Source organism: Ruegeria sp. SAZD013, assembly GCF_059612525.1.
Window position 1 is genome coordinate 17137 of sequence record NZ_JBXWQT010000038.1, and the last position, 18746, is coordinate 35882.

An 18746-nucleotide genomic window follows, 5' to 3' on the forward strand; every position below is an offset into this window, starting at 1 on the left:
AGAGAGAATTGCACCGAAGAGGGATTCGAATGCAAACCCACGATCATCTGTTCACAGATCTGCACGCCGCTACCATGGTTGGTTCGGATGCATACGGATTGGTCGAAGACGCGGCGATTGTCGTGCGTGGCGACCGGATTGCATGGGTCGGTCCGAAGACGCAGTTACCGGACGAATACGCGACGTTCTCTCCAACCTCGCTGGACGGGCGGCTGGTGACGCCGGCTCTGATCGATTGCCATACCCATGTGGTGCATGGCGGCGACCGCGCGGCTGAGTTCGAGATGCGCCTTAACGGTGCCAGCTATGAAGAGGTGGCCCGCGCAGGCGGAGGGATCATTTCGACCGTGAAAGCCACACGTGCGGCCAGTAAAGAGGATTTGATCGCGCAGGCTCTGCCGCGCGTGGACGCGATGATCGCCGAAGGGGTCTCGGTGATCGAAGTCAAATCGGGCTATGGGCTGGATCAAGAAACTGAGTTGACCATGCTGCGCGCCGCGCGGGCCCTGCAGGAAAGCCGCCCGGTGCGCATAGCGACCAGCTTTCTGGGCGCTCATGCTGTACCCGCCGAGTATAAAGACCGGCCCGAGGCGTACATTGCTGAGATTTGCATTCCGACGCTTCGCGCGGCTCATGCCGAGGGTTTGGTAGACGCAGTTGACGCATTTTGCGAAGGGATTGCCTTCCTGCCCGACCAACTGGTGCCACTGTTTGACGTTGCCAAGGAACTAGGACTGCCGGTCAAATTGCATGCCGAACAACTGTCCAACCTGGGTGGCGCGAAACTTGCTGCAAGCTATGGTGCGCTTTCTGCCGACCATATCGAGTATTTGGACGAAAGCGGTGTCAAAGCCATAGAAGCGGCAGGCACGGTGGCCGTGATCCTGCCTGGGGCTTTCTACACCCTGCGCGAGACGCAACAACCGCCTGTTGACCTGTTGCGCAAGTACGAGGTGCCAATGGCCCTTGCGACCGACTGCAACCCGGGTTCGGCTCCGATGACATCGCTTTTGCTTGCAATGAACATGGGGTGCACTTTGTTTCGAATGACACCTGAGGAAGCTTTGAAAGGTGTCACCGTGAATGCCGCGCGTGCACTGGGCCTGAGAGACTGCGGCAGGATCGTTCAGGGCCTGCGGGCGGATCTGGCCGTCTGGAATGTCACCCACCCGGCCGAGCTTGCCTACCGCATCGGTTTTAATCCCCTTCACGCCCGCATATTCGGAGGCGCATTTTGACCACTCTGACGTTAACTCCCGGTGCTGTATCTCTGGCGCAGCTGGAACAGGTATTCCGCCAGGAATGCGCCGTTCGGCTGGACCCGGTTTGCAGGCCTGCCATAGCCTCGGCGCACGCTCGCATTATTGAGGCGGCGACTGGTCAAGCCGCCGTTTACGGGGTTAATACGGGTTTTGGAAAACTGGCAAGCGTTAAGATCGCGGCCGAGGATACCGCGACGCTGCAACGCAACCTGATCTTGTCCCATTGCTGTGGCGTTGGACCAGCGATCCCGCGTGCTGTTGCGCGGCTCATGATGGCGCTCAAACTGCTCAGCCTCGGACGTGGCGCGTCGGGTGTGCGGTTGGAGCTGATTGACCTGCTGGAAGCGATGCTTGTCGCAGGCGTGACACCGGTGATCCCGGCACAGGGGTCTGTTGGTGCTTCGGGCGATCTGGCACCACTGTCGCACATGGCAGCCGTCATGATGGGCGAGGGTGAAGCTGAGTTTGGCGGTACAGCCATGCCTGGCGGCGACGCACTGGCAGCGGCAGGTTTGACCCCGGTCGAACTTGGTCCCAAAGAAGGGCTGGCACTGATCAACGGCACACAATTCTCGACGGCGTTTGCGCTGGCGGGGCTATTCGGCGCGTGGCGGGCGGCGCGAAGCGCTTTGGTCACTTCTGCCCTGACAACGGATGCGATCATGGGGTCTACCGCGCCGTTGCAACCCGAAATACACGCCTTGCGTGGTCACCGGGGCCAGATCGAAGCGGGCGCAACCATGCGCGCGCTACTGACTGGGTCGGTCATTCGCGAAAGCCACCGGGACGGTGATACGCGGGTTCAGGACCCGTACTGCATCCGCTGCCAACCGCAGGTTGTTGGCGCCGCGATGGATGTGCTGCGTCAGGCTTCAGTAACCCTGGAAACCGAGGCCAACGCCGCCACCGATAACCCTCTGGTTCTGGCCGAGGCCGGGTTGATCGTATCAGGTGGAAACTTTCATGCAGAACCGGTCGGGTTTGCCGCCGACATGATTGCTCTGGCAGTGGCCGAGATCGGGGCGATTGCGCAGCGGCGTATCGCGCTGATCGTCGATCCAGTACTCAGCTTTGATTTGCCTCCCTTTTTGACACCCAACCCCGGTTTGAACTCTGGCCTGATGATTGCCGAAGTCACGACAGCCGCGCTGATGAGCGAAAACAAGCATCTGGCCAATCCTTGCGTCACAGATTCAACACCAACTTCGGCCAATCAGGAGGATCACGTGTCAATGGCCGCACATGGTGCGCGGCGGCTGGGGCAAATGGTGACCAATCTGGAGCGTATCCTTGGGGTCGAGTTGCTGTGTGCAACGCAAGGGGTTGAATATCGCGCGCCGCTGCCAACCAGTGAAAGCCTTCAAGGTGTCATGGCGCGCCTGCGTTCGGTTGTACCGGCGTTAGAAGATGACAGATACATGGCAAATGACATCGAAGCAGCCTCGGCCCTTATTGCAAGCGGTGAGATTGCCGAAAGCACCGGTGTGGCCATGCCAGAGCTTGGCGCATGACTGCTCCGGTCGAGGTTGTTCAGGGTGGTAGTCCAATTGTTTTGGGCCTGCCTCACACGGGCACTTATGTGCCTGCGGCGATTGATGCCAAACTGAATGCTCGGGGTCGGGCGCTGACAGATACGGATTGGCACATCCACATGCTCTACGACGGGCTTTTGCCCGGTGCTACCACGGTGCGGGCCGCCTTTCATCGCTATGTGATCGATGCCAATCGTGACCCAGGCGGTACTTCTCTTTACCCTGGCCAAAACACGACGACCTTGGTGCCGCTTACGGATTTCGACGGGCAGGATATCTGGGACATCCTTCCAACTGAAAAAGATACCATTGAACGACGTGACGCATTTCATGCGCCATATCATGCCGCTTTGCTGGCCGAACTGGAAAGGGTGAAGGCGATCCATGGCATCGCTGTGCTGTATGATTGCCACTCAATCCGCAGTCACATTCCTTTTCTGTTCGACGGCGTTTTGCCCGACATGAACATTGGAACAAATAACGGGATGACCTGTGCACCGGAAATCGAAACAATTGCACATGAATTCGCCTCTTCATCCCCTTTCAGCACCGTTTTGAACGGGCGCTTCAAAGGCGGGTGGACGACACGGCACTACGGACGCCCGGATAACGGTATTCACGCGATCCAGATGGAGCTGGCGCAGTCGACCTACCTGACATCAGAAACGCCACCCTGGACTTTTGACGCCGCCAAAGCCACCCGTCTCCGGCGTTGGTTGAAAGACATTCTAGACGTCCTCAATGACACAGCATTGGAGCTTGCCCGATGACCGATCCTCGCAAAAACACCCGTGACATCTTTCCACCCACCGGACCTGAACTGAACGCCAAAAGCTGGATGACCGAAGCGCCGTTGCGGATGATGATGAATAACCTGCATCCTGACGTGGCCGAAAACCCGCATGAGCTGGTGGTCTATGGCGGGATTGGCCGCGCGGCACGGACGTGGAAGGATTTTGACACCATCGTTGCCAGCCTGAAAGATCTGGAAGAGGATGAAACTCTGGTCGTCCAGTCCGGCAAGCCGGTTGCCATTGTTCGCACCCATAGCGATGCACCCCGCGTATTGATTGCAAACTCGAACCTTGTGCCGCACTGGGCCAATTGGGACCACTTCAACGAGCTCGATAAGAAAGGTCTGATGATGTACGGCCAGATGACCGCTGGCTCGTGGATCTATATTGGTACACAGGGCATCGTGCAGGGCACTTATGAAACCTTTGCCGAGGCCGGGCGTCAGCATTATGGCGGTGACCTGACAGGTAAGTGGATCCTGACCGGGGGGCTGGGTGGAATGGGCGGCGCGCAGCCTCTGGCCGCTGTCTTTGCAGGGGCTTGTTGTCTGGCCGTGGAATGCAACCCGGACAGCATCGACTTTCGCTTGCGCACTAAATATCTGGACGAGAAAGCCGAGACGCTGGATGAAGCGCTGGCATTGATTGATCGCTGGACTAAGGCGGGCGAAGCGAAATCTGTTGGTCTGTTGGGAAATGCCGCTGAAATCTTCCCGGAAATTTACGCTCGGATGCAAGCTGGCGGGATGCGCCCCGATATTGTCACGGATCAGACCAGTGCCCACGATCCGGTAAATGGCTACCTGCCGCTTGGTTGGACCATGGCGCAATGGAAAGACAAGCGCGAAAGTGACCCGAAGGCGGTCCAAAAGGCTGCACGTGCTTCGATGAAGCAGCACGTCGCTGCAATGGTGGACTTCTGGAACGCGGGCGTGCCGACGTTGGATTACGGTAACAACATCCGACAGGTTGCGCAGGATGAAGGGTTGGAGAACGCCTTTGCCTTCCCCGGCTTCGTGCCCGCCTATATTCGCCCGCTGTTTTGTCGGGGTATCGGACCCTTCCGCTGGTGTGCGTTGTCCGGTGCCCCTGAAGATATCTACAAGACCGACGCCAAGATGAAGGAACTGTTCCCCGACAATACCCATCTGCACAACTGGTTGGACATGGCGCAGGAGCGTATTGCGTTTCAGGGCTTGCCAGCGCGGATCTGCTGGATCGGGCTGGGAGATCGCCACAAGGCTGGGCTGGCGTTCAACGAGATGGTTAGAAACGGCGAATTGAAAGCTCCGGTCGTCATCGGCCGAGACCATCTCGACAGTGGCTCTGTTGCCTCACCCAACCGCGAGACCGAGGCGATGAAGGACGGTTCGGATGCTGTTTCGGACTGGCCGCTGCTGAACGCGCTTGTCAATACGGCGTCGGGTGCGACCTGGGTTTCGCTGCATCATGGTGGCGGGGTTGGTATGGGCTTCAGCCAGCATGCGGGCGTCGTCATCTGTGCAGACGGAACAGATGCCGCGGCCAAGCGATTGGAACGGGTGCTCTGGAATGATCCCGCGTCAGGTGTCTGGCGTCACGCGGACGCAGGGTACGAGGACGCGAAAGCCTGCGCGCGTGAACATGGGCTGCGATTGCCGGGCATTTTGGGCTGACTACCACGCCAACCTTTGTTTTGTCGGTTTGCCTTAGCGCTAACGTCACATTTTCCGGTTTCGAACCGGTACTGTTTCGGCTAGGGCTAAGCCGTTCAGCAGCCCCGAGGGGTTGAAGGCAACTGACAAAGGTGGCTACCCGTTGCTCGATATTGCACATGTCCGCTCGGTGATTTCGGACGTTTATGACCTTGCCCCATCGGCCTCTCTGGCCAATGAGATGAAAGACACGTTTGCCCGCATGGATCGCGTGGTCAGCCCACCAGATTGGGCGATCTACGCGCCTTACGTGCGGGCCATCAATACGCTCAAGAAAGAACGTAACGCCGTGATCCTTGGGCACAATTACATGACGCCCGAGATTTTTCACGGTGTGTCCGATTTCGTTGGGGACAGTTTGCAGCTTGCGATCAAGGCCAGTGAGGTCGAAGAAGATGTGATCGTTCAGGCCGGTGTTCATTTCATGGCCGAGACATCAAAGATCCTCAGCCCTCAGAAGACTGTTCTGATGCCCGACATGGATGCCGGTTGTTCGTTGGCAGAATCGATCACCGCTGAGGGAATCGATGAAATGCGCGCCAAGTACCCCGGCGCGCCGGTTGTGTCCTATGTAAACACCACTGCCGAGGTCAAAGCAGCTTCGGATATCTGCTGCACCTCTTCGAACGCGCTTCAGATCGTGAACGCCATGGAAAGTGATACGGTCATCATGACACCGGATCAGTATCTGGCGCAAAATGTTGCCAATCAAAGCCACAAGAACGTGGTGTATTGGCCTGGCTCTTGCATCGTGCACGAACAATACACGGCACAGGACCTGCGCGACTTCCGCGAATGGAACCCGGGAACACGGCTGATTGCGCATCCTGAATGCCCGCCGGATGTGGTGGCCGAGGCAGACTATTCCGGTTCGACCAGCGGCATCATCAAATACGTGCATGATGAAAAGCCGAAAAAGGCGATGCTGATCACCGAGTGTTCGATGGCATCCAACATTGCCGATGAATTGCCCGAGGTCGAATTTGTAGGGCCATGCAACATGTGCCCGTATATGAAGAAAATCACGCTTGAAAAGATTCTCTTCGCCCTGCACACGATGGAAGGGCAGGTCGAGGTCGCCGAAGATGTGGCTGAAAAGGCGCGCAAATCCGTTCAGGCGATGATTGATCTGTCCCGCAAGCTCGGCATTTGATCTGAAATGACCAAAGTCACCACGGATCGCGTCATTATTGTGGGGGCTGGCATCGGTGCGCTTTATGCAGCATTGAAGCTCGCGCCGCGACCAGTGGTTGTAATCTCACCGGATGCTTTGGGTGAAGGTGCAAGTTCCTCATGGGCGCAAGGCGGTGTGGCCGCAGCAATGGATTTGTCGGACAGCCCGGAAAGCCACAGCCTGGACACCGTAATGGCTGGCGCTGGCATAGTCGTTCCGGCTGTTGCCGATCTGGTCACGCGCGAGGCGCGTCAATATATCCTCGACCTGACGACATTGGGCACGCCATTCGATCGCACCAAGGATGGCAGTTATGTGTTGTCACGCGAAGCGGCGCATAGCTTCGCGCGTGTCGTACGGGTGAAAGGGGATCAGGCAGGTAGTGAAATCATGGCTGCCCTGATCGAACGGGTGCATGAAACGTCCTCGGTTCAGGTGTTGGAAGGTGTCCTTGCCACGGCGCTGGACGTATCCAACGGTCGGGTGACTGGTGTCACGGTTCAGGACGCATCAGAAACGGGGTCCGAGCCCGTTACGCTCTGCGGGCCTGCTGTGTTGCTTGCCGGGGGTGGCTCTGGCGGGTTGTATGCCTTGACGACCAACCCGGCGCGCATTCGCGGGCAGGTCATCGGGATGGCCGCGCGTGCTGGTGCACTTATTGCTGACGCCGAATTCGTTCAGTTTCATCCGACGGCAATGGATGTTGGCGAAGATCCGGCACCGCTGGCAACCGAAGCGTTGCGCGGCGAAGGGGCAACCCTGATCAACAATAAGGGTGAGCGGTTCATGTTATCCGTTCATCCGGACGCAGAACTCGCCCCGCGAGACGTCGTCGCGCGTGCAATTTTTGCCGAAGTGCAGGCAGGTAACCGACCCAAGCTGGACACCCGCACCGCATTGGGCTCGAAGATAACGGACCTGTTCCCGGCAGTTGCTGAATACTGCGCGCGCAATGGCGTCGACCCGGTCAACGAACCGATTCCGGTCGCACCGGCAGCGCATTATCACATGGGCGGTATTGCCACCGACACTGACGGTCGCGCGACACTTGACGGGCTTTGGGTCTGCGGCGAGGCATCTTCGACAGGCCTTCACGGTGCCAACCGGTTGGCCTCGAACGGGTTGCTTGAGGCGCTTGTCTTTGCACGCATCTGCGCCGAAAGTATCGGGGCATCCGTTCCGGTGGTGTCAAATGCCGACCCCGTTGCATTGCAGTTTGTTCAGGTAATGTCCCCGGACACAACAAAATCTATCCAGGAGTTGCGCGAAACCATGACGCGCGACGTGGGCGTTGTCCGGGACCGGGCGGGCCTAATCCGTGCTCTGCAAACTATAGCGCAGTTGGAGGCGCAGCACGATGCCTGCCCGTCATTTCGCAACATGTGTGCAACCGCGACCTTGATCGCTGCCGCAGCCTTGCAGCGCGAAGAAAGCCGCGGTGCGCACAAGCGATCCGACTTTCCAAAAGCCAATGATGGGCCCGGAGAGCGGTCCCGGATGTATTTGTCCGAAGCAATGAGCATTCGGGCCAAAGCCTGCGAGGAACTGTCATGACATATGCAATCCTGCCGGATCTGATTCTGGAACCCGTGGTCCGCGCTGCGCTGATGGAGGATCTGGGAAGCTACGGTGATGTGACAACCCGCGCCGTGATCTCACAGGAAACAACCTATACAGCCAGCCTGAACGCACGCGAAAACGCTGTCGTGTCGGGGATGCAAGTTGCTGCAATCGCGTTCCGGCTTGTGGATCCGTCGCTTGAGGTTGACGTGCGGCTCAAGGATGGTTCGCGTTGCGCACGCGGTGATACGCTGATGACCATCAAGGGCTCTGCCGCATCGATCCTGTCCGGCGAACGTGTCGCTCTGAACTTTGCCGGTCGCCTGACGGGTATTGCCACAATGACAGCCGCATTTGTGGAGCAGACCAACGGCACAACAGCCCGTATGACCTGTACACGCAAGACAACGCCAGGTCTGCGCATCGTGGAAAAACAGGCCGTGCTGCACGGTGGCGGTTTCAACCACCGCTATTCCTTGTCAGATGCGATCCTGATCAAGGACAACCACATTGCTGCGGCAGGCGGCATCCGTAAGGTTCTTGAAGCCGCTAAGGCAAAGGTCAGTCACATGATGGCGGTCGAGATTGAGGTTGATCGACTGGACCAGCTTGCCGAAGTGCTGGACGTTGGCGGAGCTTCGGTTGTTTTACTGGACAACATGGACAATGACATGCTGCGCGAAGCGGTTGCCATGGTGGGTGGGCGGTTGAAGACCGAAGCCAGCGGCAACGTGACCTTGGAACGGGTCGCATCGATCGCGGCGACAGGGGTGGATTACATCTCGTCCGGTGCCTTGACGCATTCTGCCCGCACCGTCGATCTGGGGCTCGATTTCTGAAGGCGCGGCATTTCCGCTTGATTTAAGATCGTTTGCGCCAACACAGTTGCGTATTCAAGTTTTATCGATAATAAATCCACAGCAACGCAAGCTGCAAAGAGTTTTATAGATAAAATGATCATCCCACACTCCGGCTGGACCCGTAAAACTGCGCAAGCTATTCACGATCTTCCGCTGATGGATCTTTTGTTTCGTGCGCAGACCGTGCATCGCGAAAACTTTGATCCGAACCAGATCCAGACCTCGAAGCTATTGTCGATCAAGACTGGTGGCTGCGCCGAGGATTGCGCCTATTGCTCGCAATCAGCCCGCAATGGATCAACCTTGCCCGCATCGAAGCTGATCGAGGTTCAGCGCGTTCTGACCGAGGCCAAGAAAGCCCGCGATGGTGGCGCGACCCGGTTCTGCATGGGGGCGGCGTGGCGCGAGCCAAAGGCGCGTGACATGGATGCGCTGGTCGCGATGGTCGAGGGCGTCAAGGAACTGGGCATGGAAACCTGCATGACGCTGGGTATGCTCGACGACACCCAGGTGGTTCAGCTGCGCGACGCCGGTTTGGACTATTACAATCACAACATTGACACCTCGGAACGCTATTACTCCGAAGTCATCACCACCCGTACTTTTGCGGATCGGATTGACACGATGAACCGGGTACAGGAAGCCGGGATCAAGGTTTGCTCGGGTGGCATTCTGGGGATGGGTGAACATACTGGCGACCGTATCGACATGTTGCTGACATTGGCCAACATGACGCCTCCACCTGACTCGGTGCCGATCAATATGTTGATGCCGCAGGCTGATACCCCGCTTGCGGACGCCGAGCCGATTGACCCGATCGACTTTGTGCGGATCATTGCAACGGCCCGCATTCTGATGCCCAAGTCCTATGTGCGGCTTTCTGCCGGGCGCAGCGACATGAGTGACGAGATGCAGGCGATGTGCTTTTTCGCCGGTGCCAACTCGATCTTTGTTGGCGAAACGCTTTTGACAGCAGAAAACCCCGAAGAAGACACCGACGCGGTCCTGTTTGCGAAACTTGGTCTTCAGGCCGAAAAAGCCGAAACGCGAAACTGCACGGAAGCTGCCGAATGAAAGCAGTCAACCGACTGGAATCGATGCTTGATGCGCTTCAAGCCCGGCACCGCCGCCGGGCCTTGATCCCGACGCAAGGGCTGGATTTCGCGTCGAATGACTATCTGGGTCTTGCCGGTTCTCAAGTGTTACAACGTGCGGCGCATGATGCGTTGTCGCGGGGTGTGCCTGTAGGTTCGGGAGGTTCGCGTCTGTTGCGGGGCAACCACCCTGAACATGAAGCGCTGGAGCGGGAAGCGGCCGCATTCTTTGGAGCTGAGGCCGCGCTGTTCATGGGAGGCGGGTTTCAGGCCAATCAGGCGATCTTCTCCACGTTGCCAGCGGCTGAGGATTTGGTCCTATATGACGCCCTGGTTCACGCGAGCGCCCATGAAGGCATGCGGTCCAGCCGTGCAGACCTGCGTGCCTTCCGCCACAATGACGTTGCGGATGCACGCAACGTATTGCGCGACTGGCAATCTACAGGCGGTTCGGGTCAGGTCTGGATTGCCGTCGAAAGCGTGTATTCCATGGAAGGTGACCTGGCGCCGCTGGAAGACCTGTCCGTACTTGCGCGCGAAGCTGATGCGGTTTTGGTTGTTGATGAGGCCCACGCAACCGGCGTTTTCGGAGAGCGAGGCAGGGGTCTCGCGCATGACCTGAACGCTGATCTGCTGACATTGCATACCTGCGGTAAAGGGCTTGGTGTCTCAGGCGGGCTGATCTGCGGTCCGCGCGTGATGATTGATACCCTGATCAACCGCGCTCGTCCCTTCATCTTTGCGACCGCTCCGTCGCCTTTGAACGCTTCTCTGGTTCGTGCTGCGCTACGGGAACTGGCCGAGGATGTCAGCCTGATTGAAGGCGCGCATGAACGTATGCGCCATGCCCATGACGCCGCACGGCAACTGGGGTTGCCCGCAGCCGCGTTGAACAGCCAGATCATCCCGGTTGTACTGGGAGATGACGAGCGCACAATGGCGATGGCGGCCACTTTGCAGCAGCAGGGTTTTGACGTTCGGGGCATCCGCCCGCCCACTGTCCCAAAAGGCACATCCCGTTTGCGCGTCTCGATTACCGGAAATGTCACCCTTCAGGATATCTCGACCCTGTTTTCAACCATCGCAATCTGTCAGTCGGAGGCCGCATGAGCGCGCTGATCGTTACCGGAACCGACACAGGTGTTGGAAAAACCGTGTTTTCGGCTGGTCTGGCGGCAGCTTTGCAGGCCCGGTACTGGAAGCCTGTTCAGTCTGGTCTTGAGGATGCTACGGACACTGAAACCGTCAGCGCGCTGAGCGGTGCCGAGGTCCTGCCCGAAGCGTACCGGCTGAACATGCCCGCTTCACCGCATCTGTCTGCCGAAGACATGGGTATTGAGATTGACCTCTCGCGTCTTGAAATTCCGAAAGTGGACGGGCCTCTTGTTGTCGAAGGCGCAGGGGGCCTTATGGTGCCGCTGAACCGCCAGTCGTTCTTTCTGGACCTGATTGCCGGATGGCAGGCTCCGGTTGTTCTTGTTGCGCGCACCGCCTTGGGAACGATCAACCACACCACATTGTCTCTGATGGCGCTTCGGGCTGTTGGCTGCGAGGTAGTCGGCGTCGCATTCGTGGGTGACCCCGTGCCGGACGTGGAGCAAACCATCGTCGAGATGTGTAAAGTGCATCATCTGGGACGCCTGCCATTTCTGAGCGACCTGACACCGCAGAGCCTGAACAGTGCATTTTCGGCAATTGATGTGGCGACCATTCGGAGGTTCCTGTGACCCCGTTGGAATTTGATGCGCGCCATCTGTGGCACCCTTATACACATGTGCTTGAACCTGGCCCGATGCACCTGATTACCGGGGCAGAAGGTGTCTGGCTGACGCGTGCTGATGGCGTCAGAATGATCGACGCAATGTCGTCCTGGTGGTGTACGGTGCATGGGCACAGGCACCCGGCCATCATCGATGCGATGCAAAAGCAGCTGAATACACTGCCGCATGTGATGTTTGGCGGTCTGACCCACGAACCCGCCGTGGAACTTGGCCGCAGGTTGGTCGACCTTCTGCCAGATGGCCTGGATCGCATTTTCTACAGCGACAGCGGCTCGGTCGCGATCGAAGTCGCGTTGAAGATGGCAGTCCAGTACCAGATTGCCAAAGACCGGGGCGAACGGTCTGAATTTGCCACGATCCGTGGTGGCTATCATGGCGACACATGGAAGGCGATGAGCGTTTGTGATCCCGTCAACGGGATGCATGGCCTGTTTCGCGGTGCGTTGTCGATCCAGCACTTTCTGCCACGCCCTCACATTCAATTTGGCGATGTGTGGCTCGACGATCCTTCCGAGAACGGGTTGGAGGCGCTGGAGGCGCTGCTGCACGACAAAGGGAACAGAATAGCCGCACTGATCCTTGAACCGGTGGTGCAGGGCGCAGGTGGGATGTATTTCTATCACCCCGCCTGGTTACGTGGGGCGCGTGGCTTGTGTGATGCGCATGACGTTTTGCTGATCTTCGATGAGATCGCGACCGGATTCGGACGCAGTGGCGAGATGTTTGCAATGGATCACTCCGGGGTGGTTCCGGATATCCTGTGTCTTGGCAAGGCGCTGACCGGTGGGCATATCACCTTGGCCGCCACTATCGCGACTGAGGCCGTCGCTCGCGGGATCGGTGAAAGTGAGGCCGGAGTTTTGATGCACGGTCCCACCTACATGGCCAACCCTCTGGCTTGTTCGGCAGGGGTGGCGAGCCTCGACCAGTTGCAACAGCGAAACTGGAAGCAGGAAGTTGCATCAATCTCGCAGCAGATGAAGGCCGAACTCGCGCCCGCACGCAATTTGCCCGGTGTTACAGATGTGCGCGTGCTCGGCGCAATTGGCGTCATCGAGATGGATGAGCGGGTCGACCCCTCCATCGCACATGGGTTGGCTACGGAAACCGGTGTGTGGTTGCGCCCGTTTGCTCGCAATATTTATTGCATGCCTCCCTATGTTATTTCACCTGACGAACTGAGCAGGGTAACGTCCGCGATGCTTGCTCTGGCTGGGGGGCAGAAATGAAAAGCCGTTGGCTGGCGCAATCAGATGACAGTACTCTGACCCTTGTGTTTGGTGGATGGGCACTGGGCGATGCTCCGTTCCGGGGTCTTACGGGGCGCGGAAATACTCTGTTGGTGGAAGGCTACATCAGTCTCGATGATCCCCTGCCTGATCTCGCCCGTTTCGATCACATTGATATGCTGGCCTTTTCCTTCGGTGTCTCGTCGGCTGCGCATTGGCTGGCGTGCTCGGGCTTTCGTCCCGACCGATTGATCGCCATCAGCGGCACTTTGCACCCTGCGTGCCCGGAACGTGGTATTGCGCCCGACATGATCAAGGCAACAGCGGCTCAGCTTTCCGAGCGCAGCTTCGCCAAGTTCTGCCGCCGTGCAGGTTTGCCAAGTGAGCCCCCGGAACTCGATATAGTCGCGGCGAAGCAAGAGCTTTTTGCCGTGATCCAGCGCGGGCCTGCCCCTGATCCGGGTTTTGACAGGGTGTGGATACCCACAAACGACCGGATCATTCCGACATTGGCGCAAGAAGCCGCATGGGCCTCAACCTCGGCCCGCGTCGAGCGTGTGGCGGCGCCGCACGTACCATTCCTACCGGGGCAAAGTTGGGCGAGTTGGGTATCATGACAGCGCAACTGGCAGACAGGGTGCAGCGGAGCTTTAGCAGAAGCTTTCAAACCTACCACGACACAGCAAGTCAACAAGCCTGGGTCGCAGGCAAGCTGGTGTCTGAACTGCGTCGTGCCGGAGCTCCGGACCGCTTTGAAACTGTCTTCGAGCTGGGATGTGGCACAGGGCATCTGACCCGTCTGATGCGACAAAGCTTTCACCTGCCAAATTTCATATTGAACGACATCGCATCACAGGCTCAGGCAACAGCGGATGCGGAACAGGCCACGTTCATTGCCGGTGATGCGCTTGAAGTTCACTGGCCCTCCCGGATTGATCTGATCGCCTCGGCTTCGATGATCCAATGGATGGAAAGCCCGTTGCAATTGCTTTACAGAGCGATGGACGCGCTAGAGCCCGGCGGATGGTTAGCGGTTTCGGGTTTTGGCCCTCAGCAATATCAAGAGCTTAGCGCGATCGGATCAACAGCGCGTGCACCGGGTCTTACTACTCCGGCTGCTCTTGCCGCTGCCGTCGACGGCCCAATGCAGGTATTGGCCGTTGGTGAAAGCCTGAGGCGAACCTACTTCGATACGCCTCGCGAGGTTCTTAGGTATTTGCGAAGAACAGGTGTAAACGGCAGGGCGCAAGGAACATGGACCAAGTCCACGCTGGCTCGGTTCGAAAACGTATACGCTAAGGAGTTCGGCACGGATCGCGGGGTCTCGCTGACATATCATCCCGTGTGGATCATTGCCCGGAAGCGATAGATACTTTTTCTGCCGTGGCCTAACGTAGTTTATGAGACTGCCAGGCGGTCGCAAACTCCGCAGCCACGGCCCTCGGACTTGATGCGATTGTCACCAGTTCGTTTTTTCGGGTCTTTGCCGACAATCAAATTTCGTGTGCCCAGGGCGGTTCTGCGCCGGCGCGTGATACTGTTACTGCGGCAACAGTTGCGCCCAACGTCATGGCCGCCCGCAAGCTTTCGGAGGTCAGATTGCGCAGCCCCTGCTTTGTCAAATTCCCTGCGCGGCTGAGTTCAGTCAAAACCCCAGCGTTAAACGTGTCGCCCGCGCCGATTGTGTCGACAACCTGAACAGGTTTCACCGGAACCGAAACCTTGGAACCATCGGCCAGGTACCCATTCGCTCCGTCGCCACCCCTGGTCACGATGAGGGCTGACGGGCCGGTTTGCAACAAAAGAGACGCTTTGGCACCCTCGGGTTCGGCTCCCGGGATGATCCAGTCAAGATCCTCGTCTGAAACCTTCACAATATCGGACTGTGCGATCATGCGGTTCAGGCGGGTCCGATACCGGGTCTGGTCCATGATGAATCCCGGTCGGATATTCGGGTCCAACATCACTGCGCGATCCGCTCCGTGGCGATTCAGAAGTGAGGCATAGGCATCCGCGCAGGGTTCACATGCCAGGCTGATACCCCCAAGATACAGGGCGGACACGGCTGTTAGCTGGTCCGGCATGTCCTCGGGTTGCAGCATTCGTCCGGCGGTGTTTTCATCGACAAAGCTGTAAGTGGCGTGACCGTCTTTTAGCTGTACGAAGGCAAGAGTCGTGGGGCGGTCAGAGATAATCACATGTGACGTGTCAACATGGCTTGAATTCAGCGTCTTTGTAATTTGTTGGCCAAACATGTCAGACGACACGCCGGTCAGCATTCCGACGGAAACACCCAGACGACCGACTGCGACCGCCGTGTTCAATATCGCCCCACCTGTGTGCGGTACAAATCCTTGTTCGCCCGACACTGTCGGCTCGGAAATCATGTCGATCAGGGCTTCACCACAGCACAGGATCATTTCGTAGTCCTTTTCAGAGTATTTTGTCAGGGAGACTTGTTATCGCATCAAAGCGTTCTTGCAGAAATTGTTCGCCCCGATAATGCCGAACTCTGCTTGCTCGGAGACATACAGGTTCAACGAGCGGCGCAGCTCGCTGAAACGGCCACCGCCGTTGAACGCTTCCCGGAACTCTTCGCCGAATAACCAGCGATTCTTTTCCGCGACGCCGCCAACAAGAAACACTCCGCCCGAAGGCATCAGTGTGACAGCCATGTCGCCCATCAAAGCCCCCAGATGGGTGTTGAACATCCGAGCGGCTTGTACCGCGATGGGGTCAGAACGGTCGCGGGCATCGAGCAGAATGTCTTTCGCCGAGCGCGTTGGTGTCTGTATATGGCCTGCCGCCAGCCCGATCGCCTGATATAGGATAGGCAAGCCCGTACCGCTCAGGAACATCTCAGCTTCCAGTGCGAGGCTGTCACCAAAAAAACACTCAGGCGCAATGCTGCGGGCTGCTTCAAAGATGTCAACTTCGTCGCGGTGACGCGGATACAGACCCACATGCCCACCTTCTCCGGAGACTGTGTGATAGTGGCCCTCGGAAAACAGCAACGCTCCCACGCCAAGCCCGGTGCCAGGACCCACCACCAATCGCGTGCCTGCGGGCGGTGTCGCGTGACCTTGCAAGACGGCAACATCTTTCTGGGTTACTTCTGCCACCGACCACGCGGCAGCGGTGAAATCATTGATTACAAACGTATGGCTGGCACCGGTGGCTTTTGCCAATTCGGCCTCGGACAGGTCCAGATTGGCATTTGTCAGCCGAATCGTGCCGTTCCGGACAGGGCCTGCGCCCGCCGCCACGACCGCCTGTGGATTTGTTCCGATTTCATCCCGAAGCGCGTGAAACGCTTCCAGCAGATCTTCCAGTGTCCCCGTTGGGCGCTTGCGCAGGTCTGTCAGCTCTCCGTTCGTAACCACGCCCAGCCGCGTGTTGGTGCCCCCTATGTCAGCAACCAGATTCCAATGCTCATGCACCGCACCGAATGGTTGCGCTAACGGCTGAGAGACGTTCTGACCCCCGGAATGGGCAGACTTTAGCGCCATGAAAGACGCTTTGGGTGTTCTCTCAAGCGTTTCAAAATTCACGTCCACCAGTCCAAACCTTTTTCCACATTCGAAGGCCCATTCGCATTTGTCGCAGTAGTGACCAAACAAAACAGCCCTTTACCAGAACATCTTGTGCCAAAACGTCCCTTACGGCAGCCAGGTGTCGGTCGAGACAATCCATGCGATTATCATTCTGAAGACCCTCTGCGCGTGCCATACCGTTTTTGGTGATACAGATTGGTGGCTCGCTCGTATAGCCCTTCATTGTTCGGATCAGAAATCGGTTGCGGGAAATGGCTCGATTTCCCACCCCATCTGGGTTTTAGGCAAAGGCTCGGAGCCTTATTCAAAGCTGGCGTACGGATCGAATCAATACGGCGCTTGACAAGGATACAGCTCGTAATTCACCATATTTGAAACGTTTCAAAGGTGAGGGATGCGAGTTTCTGCCCAACTCTACACAGTGCGGCAATGCGGTGATCTTGCAGATCAGCTGCAATTGGTTGCGGCCTGCGGTTTTTCAGATGTCGAAACCACTGGCTTGCACGGCCTGACCCCAGCTCAGATGGCGGGCACTATTTACGGGTCAGGCCTTAATGTTCGGTCTGCACATTTTGATTGGGAAGAGTTCGAAGGGCGATTTTCGGATATCGTCGAAGTATTAAACCTAATGGAATGCCGGGTGGCTGTCATGCCTTGGCTGGCGCCCCAGGTGCGGCCCGACACTGCCGAGGGATGGAGGGTGGTGTCGGGCCAGTTGTCCAAATGGGCAAATCAGCTGACAGATCATGATATCAGCCTGGCGTATCACAATCACGATTTTGATCTTATCGGTGAGGCTGGTGACACACCTCTTGACCTGATCCTTGCCGGCGGAGATGTCTTTTGGCAACCAGATATCGGTTGGCTGGTTGCGGCTGGTCTGGATCCGGCGGACGCGATCCGCCGCCACGCCAATCGAATCCTGTCCGTGCATGCAAAGGATATCGACCCAGCAGGCGGAACAGGTGACGCGCGCTGGCGCGATTTGGGCGAAGGCGTAGTTGACTGGAACGCAACCCTGCGTGCGCTTGCCTCGACCAACTGCACGGACCTGTTTGTCGAACATGACGAAACCGATGATCACGTGCGCACCCTGCAAACGGGTCGGTCATTTTTGACGGAACAATTGGCAGGGTTTGGGTGATGGCGCGGGCGACGATAAAATCGATTGCCAGAAGTACTGGGTATTCCGTTGGCACAGTCTCGAATGCTTTGCGGGATTCCGTATCGGTGAAACGGGAAACCCGGGAAGAGATTCAGAAAGTTGCGTCGGATCTGGGATACCGGGTGAATCTGGATGGCCTGAAGCTGCGCACCAATAAATCCTATAGAATCGGGGTCATGGTCAGTGTTTCGAACGATGCTGCGGAAGAGTGGGAAGGTGTAGAGTTTACGCGTATTCTGGCCGGAATATCCAATGCGCTAATAGGAACGCGCTATCAGTTGAGCGTATTCAGCACATGTGATGGCGAGGCTGCGGTGCAGACGTTGAAGTCCATCGTGCAGGAAGGGCAGGCTGATGGCGTGATCTTTTCCGGCACGCGTGTTCATGATGAACGCGTCGCGTATCTGCAGGGGCAGGGCTTTCCTTTTGTCACATACGGCATGAGCGACAGCCCCCAACCGCATCCTTATGTGGATCTCGACAGTCAGGCAGCGGCTTATGATGCCACCGCCAGGCTGCTTGGGCTGGGGCATCGCCGCATCGCTTTGATAAACCCGCCGGATGACCTGATCTATGCGCAGCAACGCCGCAGGGGTTATGCTGATGCGCTGTCAGAATGCGGTGTGGAGTTCGACCCGACACTGGTTTCCACCGGCCCGACCACCGCGGAATCCGGTCAGCAGAAATTTGCTACGCTTATGGAGTTGCCGAAACCGCCGAGCGCCATCATCTGCGCTAATGAGGCCATAACCCTTGGGGCGCTGTCAGCTGCCGATAAAGCCGGAGTGCAGGTTGGAAGGGACGTTGTGGTCATCTCGAACGACGACTTGAAGCTCAGCCAGTATTTTGTACCGCCACCCAGCACTTATTACTTGCCGATTGCTGAAACAAGCCGTCTGCTGGGTGAGTTCATGTTGAAAGCTTTGGACGGGGTCGATCCGTCCGAGATTCAGAAAAAGATCAGGGCCTCATTGATCGAGCGGCAACCTGACACCCCGGCGCCGGATGCGGCGCAAACCACCTGATCCAACAAAGGAGTACCTGAAA

The 18746-nt window shown here is 57.7% G+C and carries 18 protein-coding genes; 15 read left to right on the plus strand and 3 right to left on the minus strand.

Going from position 1 to position 18746, the window contains the following annotated elements; genetic code table 11:
- Window positions 1-29: 29 nt before the first annotated feature.
- From hutI to AC2FLU_RS18740, 13 genes are all read left to right on the plus strand, one after another.
- Entirely contained in the window at window positions 30-1238 is a 1209-nt protein-coding gene (hutI, locus tag AC2FLU_RS18680) for an imidazolonepropionase (protein WP_496809395.1), read from the plus strand.
- Window positions 1235-2773 carry a histidine ammonia-lyase gene (gene hutH, locus AC2FLU_RS18685; RefSeq protein WP_496809396.1) on the plus strand — a complete coding sequence of 513 codons (1539 nt, stop codon included), beginning with the start codon at window positions 1235-1237 and terminating at the stop codon, window positions 2771-2773. Before hutI ends, hutH begins: the two co-directional genes overlap by 4 nt.
- Complete coding sequence (gene hutG / locus AC2FLU_RS18690; RefSeq protein ID WP_480605595.1) at window positions 2770-3564, plus strand: N-formylglutamate deformylase; 795 nt, start codon at window positions 2770-2772, stop codon at window positions 3562-3564. The genes hutH and hutG overlap by 4 nt, the downstream gene beginning before the upstream one ends.
- Entirely contained in the window at window positions 3561-5243 is a 1683-nt protein-coding gene (gene hutU / locus AC2FLU_RS18695; RefSeq protein ID WP_496812077.1) for a urocanate hydratase, read from the plus strand. Before hutG ends, hutU begins: the two co-directional genes overlap by 4 nt.
- A gap of 142 nt (window positions 5244-5385) precedes the next feature.
- Window positions 5386-6435, plus strand: coding sequence for a quinolinate synthase NadA (nadA, locus tag AC2FLU_RS18700; protein WP_480554871.1), 1050 nt, complete (start codon window positions 5386-5388; stop codon window positions 6433-6435).
- Window positions 6436-6441: 6 nt separating this feature from the next.
- The gene (locus AC2FLU_RS18705; protein ID WP_480554873.1) at window positions 6442-8010 is read left to right on the plus strand and encodes an L-aspartate oxidase; all 1569 of its coding nucleotides are present in this window, start codon (window positions 6442-6444) and stop codon (window positions 8008-8010) included.
- Entirely contained in the window at window positions 8007-8855 is an 849-nt protein-coding gene (gene nadC / locus AC2FLU_RS18710; RefSeq protein WP_480554874.1) for a carboxylating nicotinate-nucleotide diphosphorylase, read from the plus strand. The genes AC2FLU_RS18705 and nadC overlap by 4 nt, the downstream gene beginning before the upstream one ends.
- 114 nt (window positions 8856-8969) lie before the next feature.
- Window positions 8970-9950 carry a biotin synthase BioB gene (gene bioB / locus AC2FLU_RS18715; RefSeq protein WP_209507670.1) on the plus strand — a complete coding sequence of 327 codons (981 nt, stop codon included), beginning with the start codon at window positions 8970-8972 and terminating at the stop codon, window positions 9948-9950.
- The gene (locus AC2FLU_RS18720) at window positions 9947-11080 is read left to right on the plus strand and encodes an 8-amino-7-oxononanoate synthase (protein WP_480519792.1); all 1134 of its coding nucleotides are present in this window, start codon (window positions 9947-9949) and stop codon (window positions 11078-11080) included. Before bioB ends, AC2FLU_RS18720 begins: the two co-directional genes overlap by 4 nt.
- Window positions 11077-11697 carry a dethiobiotin synthase gene (gene bioD, locus AC2FLU_RS18725; RefSeq protein WP_480519794.1) on the plus strand — a complete coding sequence of 207 codons (621 nt, stop codon included), beginning with the start codon at window positions 11077-11079 and terminating at the stop codon, window positions 11695-11697. The genes AC2FLU_RS18720 and bioD overlap by 4 nt, the downstream gene beginning before the upstream one ends.
- Complete coding sequence (gene bioA, locus AC2FLU_RS18730; RefSeq protein ID WP_480554876.1) at window positions 11694-12980, plus strand: adenosylmethionine--8-amino-7-oxononanoate transaminase; 1287 nt, start codon at window positions 11694-11696, stop codon at window positions 12978-12980. Before bioD ends, bioA begins: the two co-directional genes overlap by 4 nt.
- The gene (locus tag AC2FLU_RS18735) at window positions 12977-13597 is read left to right on the plus strand and encodes a pimeloyl-ACP methyl esterase BioG family protein (protein WP_496809397.1); all 621 of its coding nucleotides are present in this window, start codon (window positions 12977-12979) and stop codon (window positions 13595-13597) included. Before bioA ends, AC2FLU_RS18735 begins: the two co-directional genes overlap by 4 nt.
- Entirely contained in the window at window positions 13594-14349 is a 756-nt protein-coding gene (locus AC2FLU_RS18740; RefSeq protein ID WP_496809398.1) for a methyltransferase domain-containing protein, read from the plus strand. The genes AC2FLU_RS18735 and AC2FLU_RS18740 overlap by 4 nt, the downstream gene beginning before the upstream one ends.
- Window positions 14350-14473: 124 nt before the next feature.
- On the opposite strand, the gene AC2FLU_RS18745 is transcribed toward AC2FLU_RS18740, so the two are convergent.
- From AC2FLU_RS18745 to AC2FLU_RS18755, 3 genes are read right to left on the minus strand one after another with little or no spacing between them, the layout of a single operon-like run.
- Window positions 14474-15400, minus strand: coding sequence for a carbohydrate kinase family protein (locus tag AC2FLU_RS18745; RefSeq protein ID WP_496716203.1), 927 nt, complete (start codon window positions 15398-15400; stop codon window positions 14474-14476).
- 39 nt (window positions 15401-15439) lie between these two features.
- The gene (locus AC2FLU_RS18750) at window positions 15440-16537 is read right to left on the minus strand and encodes a glucokinase (RefSeq protein ID WP_480519804.1); all 1098 of its coding nucleotides are present in this window, start codon (window positions 16535-16537) and stop codon (window positions 15440-15442) included.
- On the minus strand, window positions 16521-16757 hold the full coding sequence (locus tag AC2FLU_RS18755) for a family 1 glycosylhydrolase (protein WP_480477073.1): 237 nt from the start codon (window positions 16755-16757) through the stop codon (window positions 16521-16523). Before AC2FLU_RS18755 ends, AC2FLU_RS18750 begins: the two co-directional genes overlap by 17 nt.
- A gap of 171 nt (window positions 16758-16928) precedes the next feature.
- On the opposite strand from AC2FLU_RS18755, the gene AC2FLU_RS18760 reads away from it, so the two are divergent.
- Together AC2FLU_RS18760 and AC2FLU_RS18765 are read left to right on the plus strand one after the other, a co-directional pair.
- Window positions 16929-17678: a sugar phosphate isomerase/epimerase family protein gene (locus tag AC2FLU_RS18760; RefSeq protein WP_496716084.1), complete on the plus strand. Its 750-nt coding sequence runs from the start codon at window positions 16929-16931 to the stop codon at window positions 17676-17678.
- Entirely contained in the window at window positions 17678-18724 is a 1047-nt protein-coding gene (locus tag AC2FLU_RS18765; RefSeq protein ID WP_480605626.1) for a LacI family transcriptional regulator, read from the plus strand. Before AC2FLU_RS18760 ends, AC2FLU_RS18765 begins: the two co-directional genes overlap by 1 nt.
- Window positions 18725-18746 lie beyond the last annotated feature (22 nt).